This window comes from Bacillus sp. S4 (genome assembly GCF_040838205.1).
GTDB classification, from domain to species: domain Bacteria; phylum Bacillota; class Bacilli; order Bacillales; family Bacillaceae_G; genus Bacillus_A; species Bacillus_A cereus_U.
Genome location: NZ_JBFPJI010000019.1, coordinates 17,775 through 34,426 on the forward strand (window position 1 = coordinate 17,775; position 16,652 = coordinate 34,426).

Here is a 16,652-nt window from a genome sequence, read left to right on the forward strand (position 1 = left end):
CTGCTGGAGCGAAGGTACATGAAAACAAAATACCCGTAAATATCGATTACGTCTGTTTTTATTTTACGAAAATAAAAACATTTTTGAAGGAGGAGTCAACTATGGCTCGTTATACAGGTCCAGCATGGAAACTGTCTCGTCGTCTTGGAATCTCTCTAAGCGGCACAGGAAAAGAATTGGAAAAACGCCCTTACGCACCAGGTCCTCACGGTCCTAACCAACGTAAGAAACTTTCAGAATACGGTTTACAATTACAAGAGAAACAAAAACTTCGTCACATGTACGGCATGACTGAGCGTCAATTCCGTCGCACATTTGACCAAGCAGGTAAAATGCCTGGTAAGCACGGCGAAAACTTCATGATCCTTCTTGAAGCTCGTCTTGACAACCTAGTTTACCGCATGGGCTTAGCTCGCACTCGTCGTGCAGCTCGCCAATTAGTAAACCACCGTCACATCACGGTTGATGGAGCTCGCGTAGATATCCCATCTTACCGCGTTAAACCTGGTCAAACTATCGGCGTTCGCGAAAAATCTAACAGCCTTGTTGTTGTTAAAGAAGCGATCGAAGTTAACAACTTCGTACCAGAATATTTAACTTTCGATGCTGATAAGTTAGAAGCTACTTACACTCGTCACGCTGAGCGTTCTGAGTTAGCAGCTGAAATCAACGAAGCATTAATCGTAGAGTACTACTCTCGTTAATCTCGGTACTCTGAAAAGAGTATTATTAAAAGCCTTAGGAACCTTGTTTATCAAGGGGCCTGGGCTTTTTTTATTGAATATAGCCGGTATATGTATAGAAACGGGACAATGTAACAAAATAAAAAGAACTGCAAGTCTATAGTTAATAAAAATCCCCCTCTTCTTCTAACACCGGAAACATACTACGCTCTATCCCATAACTCATTTTTCTTTCCTATACTCTCCTTTTGTTAATATTATTTTTACAACGTATTCTTTTGTACATAAACTATACCTTCCCCTTTTCTATTTACATTCAACCTTAAAAACCCCTGCATCACCCGAGCATCCGAATGAGCTTAAAGAACTTAATGAACAAGTACCTCTTTGATCATGAATTTATGAGAATATTCCATTTACAACCCTTCCCTTAAATTGGTATTATTTCCTTGTAAAGGGGAGGGAAAGTTCATGTCTTTAAATATGTATCTGGGAGAAGTACAGGCTCAAACACAAAGTATGAATGCTTTCTGTACCGCTACTATTCAAGGTATGGAACAAGCTATTCAGTCGATTGATGCTTTTACAAGTGATACCGTTCTACAAGGGCAAACTTACGATAGTGCAAAAGCATTTTTCGCAGAAACCTTTCGCCCTTTAGCACAAGGAATCATTTACTTATGTGAGGAATTAATTCGTCAGAACGATGCCTTTCCAAGTCAATTTCAATCACAGGTAGCTTCAACAGATGTTATTGAACAAGAAATATTAGAACAAATTCGAGAAATTGACCGAATGATAGCAAGTACAGAAGCACTCCATCAAACTATGCCGATTTCGGGCATGGACGCTATGGTAAATCTTTTTATTGCCATGAGGCGCAAACTTCAAGAAAAGTTAGATCATTTGTATCAGTTCAACCAAACATCTAGTAATAACTATAATACAGCAATTCAATTAGCCGCTAGCATTGCGACGGGTCTTGCTGAAGTCCAAAGTGGGAAAGGTTTTAGTCCAGCAAGTGGTACATTTAGTACACAAGGATTAAATATGGAGTGGGCGACTTCAATTCAAGCGATTGCAGAAGATAGGAATCGTCAGGCTGATAATTCAATTGAAGAAGGTGCAATGTGTGGCAAACCAAAATCTGATTTAGAGAAAGCTTGGGATGGTCTTTATGATGGTGCAGGAAAAGGTGTTGGAGATGCTTGGGAAGGATTTAAAGCGTTAGGTGACGGTGAAACATGGTCAGACATGTGGGATGCTGTTGTCAATTATGATGAGACTCTTCCTGCTATGTGGAACGCTTTCTCAGATTCTTTTATGAATGACGTTTGGCATGGTGATGTCGAAAGTGGATTCCGATGGGGTTCTTATTTAGTAACATCAGTCGGTCTAGGGTTACTTGGTGGGAAAGGTCTTGATAAGGCTTCTAAACTTGCTAGAGGAGCAAACATGTACAAAGTAACTGAAGCTTTTCCACCACGTTTACAACCTGCTTTTGCAGGTGTTGGTCTCACTGGTGAAGCAATAGTAAGCACACTTCCACCATCAGGAAATTGGGGTAATTATTTAAGCGGTTATCTTATGTTTGCTAGACCATCTTGGAGACAATCAGAACTTGACGTAGGTACGGAGTATCCTAATTATGACGACCAAGTTGCTTTTAAAGATAGAGAAGAAGTTTCAAAAGTTACAAAAGGTAGTACAAGACCTGATTTTTACACAAAGGGTCACAGCTTGGAAGTGAAAAATTATGACTTGTCTACTTCATCAAAAAGAAGTAACCTAGTTAGAGTTATTGTTAAACAAGTTAATGATAGGGTTGATAATTTACCTATAGGTACAAAGCAAACTGTCATCATTGATATACGAGGACAAACTGTTCCTGAAGAGGCTTTATTTGATATCGTAAGAAAAATAAGAGAAAAGTCTAAAGAAACACCCGAGGTAATATTTAAACGAGAGGATTGATATTAATGGCAGTAGGATTTAAAGTAGATATATTTTTCTATGAAACAGGACACCCTGATTTTTTACATAGCTTTTTTTCAACCATGTCATATCATACAGAGTCTGAAGGTTGGGGCACTAAGTACCCACTATTAATGAAGAATTTATATTTCGACAAGTTACGTTGGGAGGACACAGAAGAAGCACTTCAAAATGTAGAAGAGATAAGAAAAATTTTAAGTGAATTACCTCCTGCAGAAGTCATTTGGGATATTGAGCACATGGAAAAACAGCCACCTTGGGGAAATAAAATCCCTAATAAAATAACTAGTTTAGCCAATTATCATGCTACTCCAACAGGTACAATTTTTTTAGATTTACTAAGCAACGCTTTAAACACTGCAAAAAGAAACAAAATTGATATAACAATTTCAAATCTAGGAAAATAAATCATGCTAGATATCTTATGGTTTCATTTGAGTTTTAATCACTTTACGCTTCGAGGCTGAAGCTGAATAAAAACATTTAAGTCACACTCATATGAGTTGTGGCTTTTATTATGTAATAATTTATAGATTTTCGTAGACATTTCACACCCCCTTTATTTTTTAAAAAAGACTTTTTTAATTTACATCTAATAATTACAGTTAAAACTACGCATATAATAACGACATTTTCTCTTTGATTTATCGACGACATCCTTAGACAGATTTATTCTTTCTAGCTAAAAAAGACTGTTTAAAGCAACTAAACAGTTACTTCAAACAGCCTTCATTTTTATATATAAAATAAAGTTATTTATTTTCCTCTTTTTGAACATATACATAAGCATCTTTCTGCTCTTTATGTATATCAACCTTCGTGTTCTCTGCAAGCTGTCCTGCATTTAGCAAAGAAAAAATAATGAGCGCTTCTAGTGACATTTTGTTTTACCACTCCTTTCTATTTGTTATACGTTTATCATACCGCTTACATGTGATTTCCGTATGAACTCGAAAAGGAGATTACAACAAAAAGGTTACAGGAATACGAATGCACGTTATAATAACCATAAAATAGGAGGTTGATTCGTTTTGACAATAAACCAAATGGTTCAGTTAGGCAGTGCATTTATGCTGTTTATTACTTCCGCACTTATGAGTTGGTATCAAGGGAGTAATTTGATAGATTATCCTGATGAATGGAAATATAGTGCTAAGTTTACGAATTACTTTAAAGGCACCGTTTCAAATTACCAAGATATTTATCAAATCGATTTCTTTATATATGCGGCAAAATTTTATCCAACAGCATTTGTTGTTATGCTAATTAGCTTACTTTATATGCTCATATTAATTCTTCATATTCTATTTAAAAGGACTCCTAAAGTAATCTAAATTCATACATAAAAACCCCGAATCATAAACTTTTCAGCCTGCAATTCGGGGTACTATTTGTTTTATATTCGTTTCTGATTAGTAACGGATTAAGAAATATTTCTTCTTACCGCGGCGAATGATTGTGAATTTACCTTCGATGCGGTCGTTTTCTGTTACAACGTAGTCTAACGCTTGTGTACGCTCACCGTTTACGTAGATTGCACCGTTCGTTACATCTTCACGTGCTTGACGTTTAGATGGTGAAATTTTGCTTTCTACAAGTAAGTCGATTAATACTGTATCTTCTGCAGTACGTTCTACAGATGGTACATCTTTGAATCCTTGCTCGATTTCGCTTGCAGTAAGTTCTGCTACAGAACCACTGAATAATGCAGCTGAAATTTTAATTGCTTGCTCTAACGCTTCTTCGCCGTGAACAAGTTTTGTCATTTCAGATCCTAATGATTTTTGTCCTGCACGTTTTTCTGGTGCTTCAGTTACTTGCTTCTCAAGCTCAAGAATTTCTTCATGAGATAAGAATGTGAAGTATTTTAAGTATTTAACTACATCACGGTCATCTGTATTGATCCAGAATTGGTAGAACTCGTAAGGAGTTGTTTTCTCTGGGTCTAACCAAATTGCGCCGCCCTCTGTTTTACCAAACTTCGTACCGTCAGATTTTGTAACTAGTGGAATTGTTAAACCGAATGCTTTCGCATCTTCTTCTGATTTACGGATTAATTCAAGACCAGCTGTAATGTTACCCCATTGATCACTACCACCGATTTGAAGACGGCAATTGTGTTGTTGGTATAAGTTTAAGAAGTCGTATGATTGTAAAATCATGTAACTAAACTCAGTAAATGAAATACCAGTTTCTAAACGAGATGCTACTGTATCTTTTGCTAACATATAGTTTAAACCGAAGTTTTTACCGATATCGCGTAAGAATGTAATTACATCTAAGTTACCAAGCCAGTCATAGTTGTTAGCCATCGTTGCTGGGTTGTCCACATTTTCAAACTCTAAGAAGTTTGAAAGTTGGTTTTTAATGCTTTCCGTGTAGTAAGCAACTGTATCTTTCGTATTTAATGTACGCTCTGCTTTTTTACCACTTGGGTCACCGATCATACCAGTACCACCACCAACAAGTGCGATTGGTTGGTGACCAGCTAATTGGAAACGACGTAACATTAATACTGGTAACATATGACCAATATGTAAGCTATCCGCTGTCGGGTCGAAACCACAGTATAATTTAACGCTTTCTTTTTCTAATAATTGCTCTAATCCCTCAGCATCTGTTTGCTGATTAATTAGCCCGCGAAATTCAAGATCTTGTAAAATACCCATATCCTACATACTCTCCTTTAAGTTCATTACTGGCGTGAAGGTTGAAAACATAAAAAAATCGCCCCTTCAAATAAGGGACGATTTTGATCATCGCGTTACCACCCTAGTTGCAGACAAAAAAGCCTACCACCTTATTTACATAACGGCTTAGCACCGTCTTTTCCCTTTTGAATATAACTCAATCGAAAAAAGATGCTCTAGGGGCGTAATTCGCGATCATCTATGTGCTGATTTTCACCGACCATCAGCTCTCTAAAACAGGGAAATGATCACTACTTCTCCCTTTCCACGCTCAATTATTCATATACTTTTCTTTATACCATCATTTATATAGGCGTGTCAAATAGAGGTAGGGTTTCTCTCCTTCCCAATCCTTTACAACGTCGCAAGGAGTATCGTAATAAGAGAAAGAACTGGCACACCAACTAATAACGATACATGAAACACAACCGATAAATCATTCCCAATCGTCGCCTCCACAGGATCTTTCGCTGGAGAAGCAAGAAATCCAAGTAATCGATCGAAGCGACTTACCGTTTTCGGAAAATCCGGTATTTCTACATGGTCACTATCTAAATGCTGCTTTAATTTATATTCATTCTTAAAGGGATTTTCGCTCAATTTCATCCACCTCCAGCAATTGTTTCAATTTCTTTATCCCATTATGGAGTCTCGACTTCACTGTTCCAATAGGAATATTTAATACATCTGCAATCTCTTTTTGCTGCATATCATGATAATAAGAAAGAATGAGAACAGCTCTTTGCTCTTCAGGAACTTTCAAAATTGCTTCTCTTACTGTAAGACGGTCTTCATGGGAAAATTCCTTTTCTTGAATCGGTACTAAAAACGGTAAGAGCGAACGCCACTTTTTTCTTCTATTTAATTTATTAATCATAAGACGATAACCGATTTGAAATAAATACGTTTTTATTTTTCCTTTTTCGATTTCATACATATGTTTCTTTCGTTCTAACGTCAAAAATGTATCTTGAACGAGATCTATACTCAGTTGTTCATCACGATTAAATCGATACAAAAATGTATATAGCGCTGGCTTGATTAAAACATATAGTTTTTCTCCCGCTTGCTTATCTCCATTTTGATACGCAAGCATGAGCTCCTCCTCAATCCCAATCTGCGCCATGATTTTTGATCTCCTTTATTCCTTTTAACGTTAATGAAATTCGGGAAATTAAATATACACTTGCGACAATAATCCACACTTGTGATTGATTCGTAAAAAATTGAACATATGGGTTTTGAATTGTATGGCCGGTTGAAACTAAAATGTTTAATGCTTGCACACATATGCATGCATACACTGCAAGACTGGCCGAGATAGTATCAAATACATTCCAGCGAAAATACACTTTTGTTTTTGTAAAATCAATTTTATATCCTTTTTTCCGCACTATATATTTTCTATCAAACGGAATAATGATTGAAAACATAACAATCATCATAACTCCAGCTGTAATCATTGAAACTTTAAATCCAATCGGCATCGGTAATAACAGACCACAAGAAAACACAACTATAATTCCGACTAAAGCAAAAGTAAGCATCAATTTATTAGACATATAAAAAGCCTCCCTCATCTATTCTTTCATAAATGTATACAGACGAGGAAGGCACTTCGTTCAAATATTATTTTATTTTTTTAATAATTTTCGCAGGATTCCCGCCAACTACTACATTATCTGGTACATCTTTCGTTACAACAGCTCCAGATGCAATGACTGCATTATGTCCAATTGTTACCCCCGGATTAATAATCGCTCTTCCGCCAATCCATACGTTATCGCCAATTGTAACTGGTTTTCCGTACTCTGATCCGCTTATGCGCTCCACCGGATCAAGTGGGTGCGTTGCTGTATAAATGTGAACTCCTGGAGCTAACATACAATTCACTCCGATTGTAACTGGGCATACGTCTAAAATAGTGCAATCAAAGTTTGCGTAAAAGTTTTCACTAACGTGAATATTATAACCGTAATCACATCTAAAAGAAGATTCAAGATGAATGTTATCTCCAGTCGTTCCGAATAATTCTTTTACGATTGCACTACGTTCTTCTAATTTTACTTCTGATGTTTCATTTAACTTTCTTGTTAATATACGAGCTTGCTCCCTCTCTTGTACTAAAACCGGATCAGCTGGTATGTACATTTCTCCTTGTATCATCTTTTCTTTTTCTGTTTTCATCATACTATCCCCTTTAACTTATATATATAAGTTTATGATACCATAAAAAAAGAAAGGTCTGAACGTCATTTCGTTCAGACCTTTCTCTCTTAATCTTCCATCGTCGATAAATCGCCTGTTGGTAAGTTTAATTCCCACGCTTTTAATACGCGGCGCATAATTTTACCACTTCTCGTTTTCGGTAATTTATCTCTAAATTCAATTTGTCTTGGCGCCGCATGAGCTGCTAGACCTTTCTTTACAAATTGACGAATCTCTTCTTTTAATTCATCAGATGGTTCGTATCCCACGCGAAGCGCGATAAATGCTTTAATGATTTCCCCGCGTACTGGATCAGGAATACCAATTACACCAGCTTCTGCTACAGCAGCATGCTCGATTAATTTACTTTCTACTTCAAACGGACCAACGCGCTCACCTGACGTCATAATTACATCATCAATACGTCCTTGGAACCAGAAGTATCCATCTTCGTCCATATAGGCAGAGTCTCCTGATACGTACCAATCTCCCGGCATGAAGTAAGAATCATATTTTTGTGGGTTATTCCAGATTCCACGCATCATAGCTGGCCAACCTTTACCAATCGCTAAATTCCCCATTGTGTATGGAGGCACTTCATTTCCTTCATTATCAACAATCGCTGCTTTCACACCTGGAATTGGTTTCCCCATTGAACCTGGACGGATTTCCATACAAGGATAGTTACAAATAACTTGTCCACCTGTTTCTGTCATCCACCACGTATCATGAATACGAAGTCCAAATGCGCTCATACCCCAGCGAATTACTTCTGGATTTAATGGCTCACCAACACTTAATACGTGACGCACTTGTGATAAATCATATTTTTTAATTGCGTCTTGTCCAGCTCCCATTAACATACGGAACGCTGTTGGTGCGCTATACCAAACTGTTACACCGTAATCTTGTAACGCTTCATACCACGCTTCTGGACTAAAGCGTCCACCTAAAATAACATTTGATGCCCCCACTAACCACGGTGCAAAAATACCGTAAGCTGTTCCAGTTACCCAGCCAGGATCCGCTGTACACCAATATACATCATCTTCTTTTAAGTCTAATACCCATTTCGCTGTTTGATAGTGCTGCACCATAGCGTTTTGAGCATGAAGGACGCCTTTTGGCTTACCAGTAGAACCCGATGTGTAATGAAGAATTAAACCGTCTTCACGGCCTAACCATTCGATATGTAATTCTTTTGAAGCTTGTTCAAATAAAGGATTGAACGCTACAGTTTTACCGCCTTCTTCTGCATTTTCTCCAACAAGGAAGACCGTTTTTAAAGCAGGTAAATCATTTAATGGTATGCGCTCTAACAATTCAGGAGTTGTAATTAACACCTTTGCTTCGCTATCTTCTAAACGATCGCGAACTGCGCCTTCCATAAATGCTTCAAATAATGGTCCAACAATTGCCCCTAATTTCACTGCACCTAGAAGTGCGAAATATAATTCTGGGGAACGCGGCATAAAAATAAAAACGCGATCGCCTTTCTCAACATCGCCATAGTTTTTCAGGACATTTCCTGCTTTATTAGAAAAATCCTTCATTTCCTTAAACGTATATTTCTCTTTTCGCGATCCATCTTGATAATAAAGTGCTACTTTATTCTTTCGATCGGATTTCGCATGCTTATCAATTGCCTCATACGCCATATTTACTCGGCCAGTTTCATTCCAAGTAAAATTTTTATTAACCTCTTCCCAGTTAAAATTCGCGTATGCCTCTTCATAATTCGGCAAATTATTTTCTCCTTTAATGACAGGAAGCGTTTCCACTTTCATACTTTACATCCCCCTCCTATGTATTCTATTATCTATTATAATGATATTATTTAAAATTTTCAGTATATTTGTTGATTTTTAGACAAATTTTTAATGACAAAATTCGATTCACATCGCATATATTATAAAGTACGATATTAATAGATTCACAAACCCTCAAGGTGGTGAGCAATAAATTGATTCATAAAAAAATATATAATGCCAGAAACTTAAAAACAGCGAAAGGTACTTTAATTATTGAAGGTCCTGTCTCTACACATAATCTTGAAATGTATGAATTTCATCCAGACTTAATTGCGTTTCGTCCTGCCGAGCAGCAATATAAAGCAATTGTCGAAATTTCTAAATTGCCAGAAGCTCGTCTCATTATTGCTAGACATGACCACACGATCGTTGGATATGTTACATACTTATATCCTGATCCGCTCGAGCGATGGTCAGAAGGAAAGATTGAAAATTTAATTGAACTCGGGGCGATTGAAGTTGTCCCAGCCTTTCGCGGTTGCTCTGTCGGAAAAAACTTATTAGAAGTTTCAATGATGGACAATCATATGGAAGATTATATTATATTAACGACTGAATATTATTGGCACTGGGATTTAAAACAAACAGGCTTAAATGTTTGGGAATACCGAAAAGTAATGGAAAAAATGATGAATGCCGGTGGTTTACAATGGATGGCTACAGACGATCCTGAAATTTGTTCACACCCCGCTAACTGTTTAATGGTTCGCATCGGTAAACGCGTTGATACGGATTCCATTCAAGCATTCGATCGTCTACGTTTTCACAATCGTTTTATGTATTAATAAAGGGGGCAACTGGAATGATTGTAGAAGAAATTATGAATCAAAATGTAGTAACATTGCATCCAGATGACACAATCGAAACAGCAATCCGAACAATACGTACGAAAGGTATTCGGCACATTCCAATTGTCGATCAAAATAATCACGTAGTAGGCATTATTTCTGACCGGGATGTAAGAGATGCAAGTCCATCAATTCTTGATGAACAAGTTTCACTCGATATGCTACAGCAACCGCTCGAACTTATTATGAAACACCCTGTCATGACTTGCCATCCTCTTGATTTCGTTGAGGAAATTGCTACTTTATTTTTTGAAAATAAAATTGGCTGCCTCCCTGTTACAAAGGCCGGAAAGCTAGTAGGCATTATTTCCGAATCTACAGTACTGCACACATTAGTGAAATTAACAGGAGCACATCAGCCTAGTTCACAAATTGAAATTCAAGTGAAGAATGAACCTGGTATTCTCGGAAAAGTAGTTGCTATTTTTAGCAATTTACAAATTAATATTGTGAGCGTTCTCGTCTATCCAGCAAAAGACGAGAATGATAAAGTACTTGTTTTCCGCATTCAAACGATGAATCCTCTAAAAGTGATTGATGCACTTGAAGCAGAGGGCTACCGCGTATTATGGCCAAACATAATGGGGATGCAAGCATGAGCAGCGCCTTCATTTATTCAGACGATTTTCGGGGCTATTCTTTTAGCCCTGATCATCCTTTTAACCAACTACGCGTCACACTTACGTATGATTTATTACAAAAGAGTGGTTTTATCTCCCCTTCTCAAGTCATCTCGCCAAGAATGGCTACGGATGAGGAAATTGCCTTCATTCATACAGAGGAGTACATAAATGCGGTAAAACTTGCTGGAGAAGGAAAGTTAGAAAAATCAATTGCGATGACATATGGGCTCGGAACAGAAGATACACCGATGTTTCCAAATATGCATGAAGCAAGTGCATTACTCGTTGGCGGTACGTTAACAGCTGTAGATGCTGTTCTTTCCGGGAAAGTAAAGCACGCCCTCAATTTAGGCGGCGGCTTACATCATGGCTTTCGTGGTAAAGCATCTGGCTTTTGTATTTATAACGATAGCTCTATCGCAATGAAATATATTCAGAAGAAATACGGTTTACGCGTTTTATATATTGATACAGATGCTCATCACGGTGACGGGGTACAATGGTCTTTTTATGACGATCCTAACGTGTGCACCATTTCATTACATGAAACTGGGCGTTATTTATTCCCTGGAACTGGCGCAGTAAATGAACGTGGACAAGGAAATGGATATAGTTATTCTTTTAACGTTCCACTCGATGCTTTTACAGAAGACGAATCATTTTTAGATTCATATCGAACTGTTGTAAAAGAAGTTGCAGAGTACTTTAAACCGGATATTATTTTAACGCAAAATGGTGCTGACGCTCATTATTACGATCCACTCACACACCTTTGCGCAACGATGAACATTTATCGTGAAATACCGAAACTCGCTCGTGAAATCGCTAATGAATATTGCAATGGTCGCTGGATTGCCGTCGGCGGCGGTGGCTACGACCACTGGCGCGTCGTCCCAAGAGCCTGGGCACTCATTTGGCTCGAAATGAACAACATCCAAAACATCTCAGGTTATCTCCCTCCAGAATGGATTGACGCTTGGAAAGGACAAGCAGAAACAGAACTTCCCCTCACATGGGAAGATCCAGACAACATGTATCAACCTATCCCTAGAAAACCAGAAATCGAAGAAAAAAACACATTAACTGTAGCGAAATCTCTCGAAATTATTCGGAATAATATGACAAAATCTTTGTATTAAGCAGAAAGGAGGCTCGCTTTTTGAACAGCCTCCTTTTATTTATTGTCGGTTTCTGTCGGTAAGTCGATATATTTTAATAATCGCTGATATATTTTGAGTTGCGGTCGATATAATCGAATAATCGCTGATATATTTCGAGTTGTGGTCGATATAATCGAATAATCGCTGATATATTTTCAGTTACTAATGGACTGGTCCAACTTTTATAAGACAAGGGAGTGATATTATGTGGAAACAACAAATAATTAACACGAAACGTGGCACATTTGAACTCTTTACAAAAGGAAATGGTGAACCGCTTTGCATTACACATCATTATTCACAATTTAATGAAACTGGTGATTACTTTGCGGATGTTTTTACTTCTACACATCGTGTATTCCTTATTAATTTACGAGACGCTGGTAACTCTGTAAAAGCCCGGTCAGAAAATGAATTACGTATGATCGAAACGATTCACGACTTAGAAGCGATACGAGAATCTTTACAATTTCCCACATGGCATTTGGCTGGTCATTCAACAGGCGGTATGCTTGGACTTTTATATGCCATTACATATCCAACTTCCTTGCAATCATTAGTTGTGGTCGGGGCTGCAGCGAGCGATTATACGAAAACATCTAATTGTATTTATCATCCAGAACATCCACAGTTTCATTATATGCAAGAACTCATCGAAAACTTGAAAAGCCCTCATCTTACAAATGCAGAACGAAAAGAATTATCTACTAAGAGAACCAAATTATCATTGTATAAACCTGAAAACTACAACTCTTATTTTTGTAAACCAATCCAAAAAACAATGTCCGCTAGCCGGATGAACGCTTTCTCTTATGAATATCCGTTATTTGATTTAAGAAAGTACTTACCTTCTATCCATACAAAGACGCTTATTATTTGCGGAAGACATGATGTGCAGTGCCCGATTCAATATTCTATTGAAATGCATGAGGGCATGCCTAATTCTATATTTGTGCCATTTGAGCGCAGTAATCATTATCCTTTTTTAGAAGAAGTCGCCTTATTTACTTCTACTACTCAAAAATTTTATAAATCGTTACACAAAAAAAGTAGCAGGCACTAAACCTGCTACTTTTTTCATATTTTACTTCCCTACAAATGTAACTTGTTCCCCAGTCGCCCAGCCTCCCATCGGCACAACTGTATACTTCATTCCTTGCTGCAGAGTTGCACCATTTTGTAAGTCGAAGATTCCTACTGTACCTTTTCGAGAGCTGAAGCGATATTGTGCTTCTACTTTATTTCCGTCTGCACTTTGTAATTCTACTTTTCTACCAGCAAAAAGTTCCATACTCGGATCTTTGTCTAATGTAACTTGAATAGACTTATTATCTATTGCTTCTGCACTTTGAATGACTAACGGAGCGATAGACGAAGCAGTAAATTTCGGATTTTTAACAGTTGCCCAGTCAGACGTAATTGTGTATTCTGTTCCTGGCTTCAACGTTTGGCCTGCAGGTAGGCGGAATTTAGGCGCTTGTCTACCATCTGCTGCTTGTGTAAACGGAACATATCCAACTTCAATTTTCTCACCTGAACTTGCTGTAATCGTTAGTTTTCTATCACGAAGTGAAGAAATGATTTGATATTGTTTACCATCTTTATCTTTATTTTCTTCATCTAATTGGAATGCTTGATTACCTCTTCCTGCTTTATACGCTTCAATAATATTTGCATAATCTACCACACCATCTTCTAAAAATGATTCAATTTCAAACGTATCATTTGTCACTTGCTTCGCTTGGCGAACATTAATCTTTTCCGAACTTCCTTCAAACTTTTCTTTTTTACCACCCTTATAACTTAACGTATATTTTTCACTTGGTTTTTGCACCTTTACAGGTACGATATATGTACTCGTTGCCCCTGTTTTTAGTCTCGGTACATTCACAATTTCCAGGCCATTACTAAACACGAAGTTTTTCTTAATAGCATCTAAGTTTTCTAATTTCACTTCTTCTTCTGATAACGGTTTAGCAAACGTTAGTTGCAATGTCATCGCATTTAATGGCTCTAATTTCGTAATTTGTGCTTGTTGTTTTTTCTTCTCTTTTTTCGCCTCTTGCTTCGTTTCTTGTTTTGATTCCGCCTTCGTTTCACCTTGCGCGCACCCTGTTACAAGTACTGTAAATCCAATTACTGCTGGTACTAAAAATTTCATTTTTTTCATCTTTATACCCTCCAAATTTATGATTAATATCTTCATTGTTTCCTATGATATTTATAATAAATAGCGGGTATAAATTGCCTATAAATAAATTATTAAAAAAAGATAAAATAAAGATAATATATTTTTAATCTCATTTTTTTCAATAAAAAAACCTATCAACAATTTGACAGGTTCACTACACATTAAAGCGATAACCAGCTCCCCACACTGTTTCAATATATTGCGGATGAGCAGGATCTCTTTCAATTTTTTCACGTAACTTTCTAATATGAACAACAACCGTCGCTAAATCACCAGCTGAGTCTAATCCCCAAATACGTTCAAATAACTGTTCTTTATTTAACACTTGGTTTGGATGCATTACAAAAAATGTTAATAAATCAAATTCCTTCGTTGTAAACGCAACTTCTTTATTATTTATAAAAACTTTCCTCGCTCGCTGATCGATAGAAATCCCGTGAATGTATAATGTATCACGCTTCTTAACCATATTTCCTGATAATCTTTCATAACGAGAAATATGTGCTTTTACTCTTGCAACTAACTCACTTGGACTAAATGGTTTCGTTATATAATCATCTGCACCTAATCCGAGTCCGCGAATTTTATCTATATCTTCCTTCTTTGCTGAAACAAGCAAAATAGGAATGTCTTTTATAGCGCGTATTTGTTTACAAATTTCAAATCCGTTCATCTTCGGAAGCATAATATCTAAAATAATTAAGTCATAATCTTCCTGTAAGGCCCTTTGTAAGCCTGTTTCTCCAGAATGCTCTACATCAACTTGAAAATCATTAATTTCTAAATAATCTCGCTGTAATTCTGCAATACTTACTTCATCTTCAATTAGTAAAACTCTCTTCAATTCATTCACCACATTCCTGTACTTTTTGCAGCGAGAAGAAAATACTTGTGCTTTCTCCAAGCTTACTTTCTGCCCAAATTTTCCCACCATGTTCTTCAACAATTTGCTTCGCTATCGCTAAACCAAGTCCACTTCCACCTGTGCTAGAATTTCGTGATTGCTCTGCACGATAAAAACGCTCAAAAATATATGGAAGTGTATCAGATTCTATTCCTGATCCATTATCCTTTACCTTCACGATAACTTTGTTTTCATTACTTGATGCTGTAACGGTAATTTTTTTCTCACCTTTATCCATGTACTTCACACTATTATGAATTAAATTCGATATAACTCTCTTTATTTTTTCACGATCCGCTATTACATATAGCGGTGATACATGCTGTAATTGTAAGTATACAGATATACCTTCTTCACTTAAATCCATCTGCATCTCTTCTATTAAATCTTGCATAAACATATTTAACTCTATCGTTTCAAACTGAAATGGAACTCGGTTCAAATCGAGCTTCGAAAACAAAAAGAGTTCATCAATGAGTGTGTCCATATGTTTTGCTTTCGTATGAATGGTTGTTAAATATTTATCCATTTTTTCCGGCGTATTTGCTATCCCATCTTTTATTCCTTCCACATAGCCTATAATAGATGTAATTGGTGTTTTTAAATCGTGAGAGATGTTTGAAATAAGTTCTTTTCGATTTTCTTCATATTGCGTTTGCATCTCAATCGACCCTTTTAACTTCTTCCTCATTTCCTCAAATCCTTGGTTTAACTGTCCTATTTCATCATGCGATGTAGCTGGAATTTGAAAATCTAAATTTCCTTCTTTAATTCTCTCAGTCGCATCTTTCAATACAAAAATTGGTTTTATAACACTTCTTGAAACGAAGTAACTTAATAGTCCAATAAGTAAAATGGCTAAAAGTAAGAGCGATACGAACAAAATTGGAAATAATTTTTGTGTAAGATCTACGAACGAACTTTGCTTTTTTAGTACAAATATACTCCCTTCTTCATTCTCTGGAAAATAAAAATCAAATTTTACATATCGATAAAATGTACCATTTAGTTCCGTTGTTCCACGACTATTGATATTTGTCTTTTCAAACTTTGGAAGAGCTTCTTTTAAAGCTACGCTTTCAAATACTTTTGAAGCATATGAAATTGCTTCTCCTTTCCTTACAACTATTTTCACATCCTCCTCTTCGATCGATGACATGAACGATTCATCTAACAATTGCGATTGATTCTGTTTAGCCTCCGATTTCAATTCAAGAAAAATATTTTCTTCTTCTGCCGTCAGTGGCTTTTGAATATAAGAACTTTTGTAGAAATTTTTCACTGATTCTAAATCACCAGTTATCGAAAAAACAATTAAAAATCCCGTAACTAATATAAGCGTAATGGAAACGAGAATAACAGCGATATAAGAAAATAAAAATCTTGTTTTAATAGACATAATTAAAATCCTCACTTTCCCCCGCTATTTGTGGGCAGTAAGACTCCCACCTCAAAATTCGCCTGGAGCAAAGAAGTTAGGTGGAAGATCAACTGCCCGTAAACGCCCGATTGGTGAAGGCTAATAATCAGTGGGGGATG

Annotated in this window: 18 protein-coding genes and 1 other annotated feature; of the genes, 8 read left to right on the plus strand and 10 right to left on the minus strand. The window is 36.8% G+C overall.

Annotated elements, in window-relative coordinates; translation table 11 throughout:
* Window positions 1-101: 101 nt before the first annotated feature.
* The 3 genes from rpsD to AB3X48_RS04785 all read left to right on the plus strand — a co-directional run bounded on the left by rpsD (window position 102) and on the right by AB3X48_RS04785 (window position 3,085).
* Window positions 102-704, plus strand: coding sequence for a 30S ribosomal protein S4 (rpsD, locus tag AB3X48_RS04775; RefSeq protein WP_002112282.1), 603 nt, complete (start codon window positions 102-104; stop codon window positions 702-704).
* A gap of 450 nt (window positions 705-1,154) precedes the next feature.
* Window positions 1,155-2,657 carry a T7SS effector LXG polymorphic toxin gene (locus AB3X48_RS04780; RefSeq protein ID WP_199715210.1) on the plus strand — a complete coding sequence of 501 codons (1,503 nt, stop codon included), beginning with the start codon at window positions 1,155-1,157 and terminating at the stop codon, window positions 2,655-2,657.
* A 5-nt stretch (window positions 2,658-2,662) separates the two neighbouring features.
* Window positions 2,663-3,085, plus strand: coding sequence for an immunity 70 family protein (locus AB3X48_RS04785; RefSeq protein ID WP_002015572.1), 423 nt, complete (start codon window positions 2,663-2,665; stop codon window positions 3,083-3,085).
* A gap of 345 nt (window positions 3,086-3,430) precedes the next feature.
* Here AB3X48_RS04785 and AB3X48_RS04790 read toward each other — a convergent pair whose 3' ends face one another.
* A complete protein-coding gene (locus AB3X48_RS04790) occupies window positions 3,431-3,559 on the minus strand; it encodes a hypothetical protein (RefSeq protein ID WP_002112286.1) in 129 nt (42 codons plus the stop codon).
* A gap of 150 nt (window positions 3,560-3,709) precedes the next feature.
* Here AB3X48_RS04790 and AB3X48_RS04795 point away from each other — a divergent pair, with 150 nt between their 5' ends.
* A complete protein-coding gene (locus AB3X48_RS04795; RefSeq protein ID WP_016106356.1) occupies window positions 3,710-4,012 on the plus strand; it encodes a YjdJ family protein in 303 nt (100 codons plus the stop codon).
* A 78-nt stretch (window positions 4,013-4,090) separates the two neighbouring features.
* Here the strand turns inward: AB3X48_RS04795 and tyrS are convergent, their stop codons facing one another.
* From tyrS to acsA, 6 genes are all read right to left on the minus strand, one after another.
* Window positions 4,091-5,347: a tyrosine--tRNA ligase gene (gene tyrS / locus AB3X48_RS04800; RefSeq protein ID WP_016106357.1), complete on the minus strand. Its 1,257-nt coding sequence runs from the start codon at window positions 5,345-5,347 to the stop codon at window positions 4,091-4,093.
* 70 nt (window positions 5,348-5,417) lie between these two features.
* Window positions 5,418-5,645, minus strand: a binding site (T-box leader).
* 77 nt (window positions 5,646-5,722) lie between these two features.
* Window positions 5,723-5,968, minus strand: a complete 246-nt coding sequence (locus AB3X48_RS04805) for a hypothetical protein (RefSeq protein ID WP_002160222.1) — start codon at window positions 5,966-5,968, stop codon at window positions 5,723-5,725.
* Window positions 5,949-6,494: an RNA polymerase sigma factor gene (locus tag AB3X48_RS04810; protein WP_199708921.1), complete on the minus strand. Its 546-nt coding sequence runs from the start codon at window positions 6,492-6,494 to the stop codon at window positions 5,949-5,951. The genes AB3X48_RS04805 and AB3X48_RS04810 overlap by 20 nt, the downstream gene beginning before the upstream one ends.
* Window positions 6,475-6,930: a hypothetical protein gene (locus AB3X48_RS04815; RefSeq protein WP_016106359.1), complete on the minus strand. Its 456-nt coding sequence runs from the start codon at window positions 6,928-6,930 to the stop codon at window positions 6,475-6,477. Before AB3X48_RS04815 ends, AB3X48_RS04810 begins: the two co-directional genes overlap by 20 nt.
* Window positions 6,931-6,997: 67 nt before the next feature.
* Window positions 6,998-7,555 (minus strand): maltose acetyltransferase domain-containing protein, encoded by a 558-nt coding sequence (locus AB3X48_RS04820; protein WP_033710727.1) that lies wholly within the window; start codon window positions 7,553-7,555, stop codon window positions 6,998-7,000.
* Window positions 7,556-7,644: 89 nt separating this feature from the next.
* On the minus strand, window positions 7,645-9,363 hold the full coding sequence (gene acsA, locus AB3X48_RS04825; protein WP_088099567.1) for an acetate--CoA ligase: 1,719 nt from the start codon (window positions 9,361-9,363) through the stop codon (window positions 7,645-7,647).
* A 176-nt stretch (window positions 9,364-9,539) separates the two neighbouring features.
* Here acsA and acuA point away from each other — a divergent pair, with 176 nt between their 5' ends.
* From acuA to AB3X48_RS04845, 4 genes are all read left to right on the plus strand, one after another.
* Window positions 9,540-10,172 (plus strand): acetoin utilization protein acetyltransferase AcuA, encoded by a 633-nt coding sequence (acuA, locus tag AB3X48_RS04830; protein WP_016106361.1) that lies wholly within the window; start codon window positions 9,540-9,542, stop codon window positions 10,170-10,172.
* 17 nt (window positions 10,173-10,189) lie between these two features.
* Complete coding sequence (locus AB3X48_RS04835; RefSeq protein WP_002160217.1) at window positions 10,190-10,834, plus strand: acetoin utilization AcuB family protein; 645 nt, start codon at window positions 10,190-10,192, stop codon at window positions 10,832-10,834.
* Window positions 10,831-11,997, plus strand: coding sequence for an acetoin utilization protein AcuC (gene acuC / locus AB3X48_RS04840; RefSeq protein WP_016106362.1), 1,167 nt, complete (start codon window positions 10,831-10,833; stop codon window positions 11,995-11,997). Before AB3X48_RS04835 ends, acuC begins: the two co-directional genes overlap by 4 nt.
* Before the next feature lie 226 nt (window positions 11,998-12,223).
* On the plus strand, window positions 12,224-13,081 hold the full coding sequence (locus AB3X48_RS04845; protein WP_016106363.1) for an alpha/beta fold hydrolase: 858 nt from the start codon (window positions 12,224-12,226) through the stop codon (window positions 13,079-13,081).
* A gap of 21 nt (window positions 13,082-13,102) precedes the next feature.
* Here the strand turns inward: AB3X48_RS04845 and AB3X48_RS04850 are convergent, their stop codons facing one another.
* The 3 genes from AB3X48_RS04850 to AB3X48_RS04860 all read right to left on the minus strand — a co-directional run bounded on the left by AB3X48_RS04850 (window position 13,103) and on the right by AB3X48_RS04860 (window position 16,512).
* Window positions 13,103-14,188, minus strand: a complete 1,086-nt coding sequence (locus AB3X48_RS04850; RefSeq protein WP_016106364.1) for a hypothetical protein — start codon at window positions 14,186-14,188, stop codon at window positions 13,103-13,105.
* 175 nt (window positions 14,189-14,363) lie between these two features.
* Complete coding sequence (locus AB3X48_RS04855) at window positions 14,364-15,053, minus strand: response regulator transcription factor (protein WP_033710726.1); 690 nt, start codon at window positions 15,051-15,053, stop codon at window positions 14,364-14,366.
* A gap of 1 nt (window position 15,054) precedes the next feature.
* Entirely contained in the window at window positions 15,055-16,512 is a 1,458-nt protein-coding gene (locus AB3X48_RS04860; RefSeq protein WP_002160212.1) for a sensor histidine kinase, read from the minus strand.
* Window positions 16,513-16,652 lie beyond the last annotated feature (140 nt).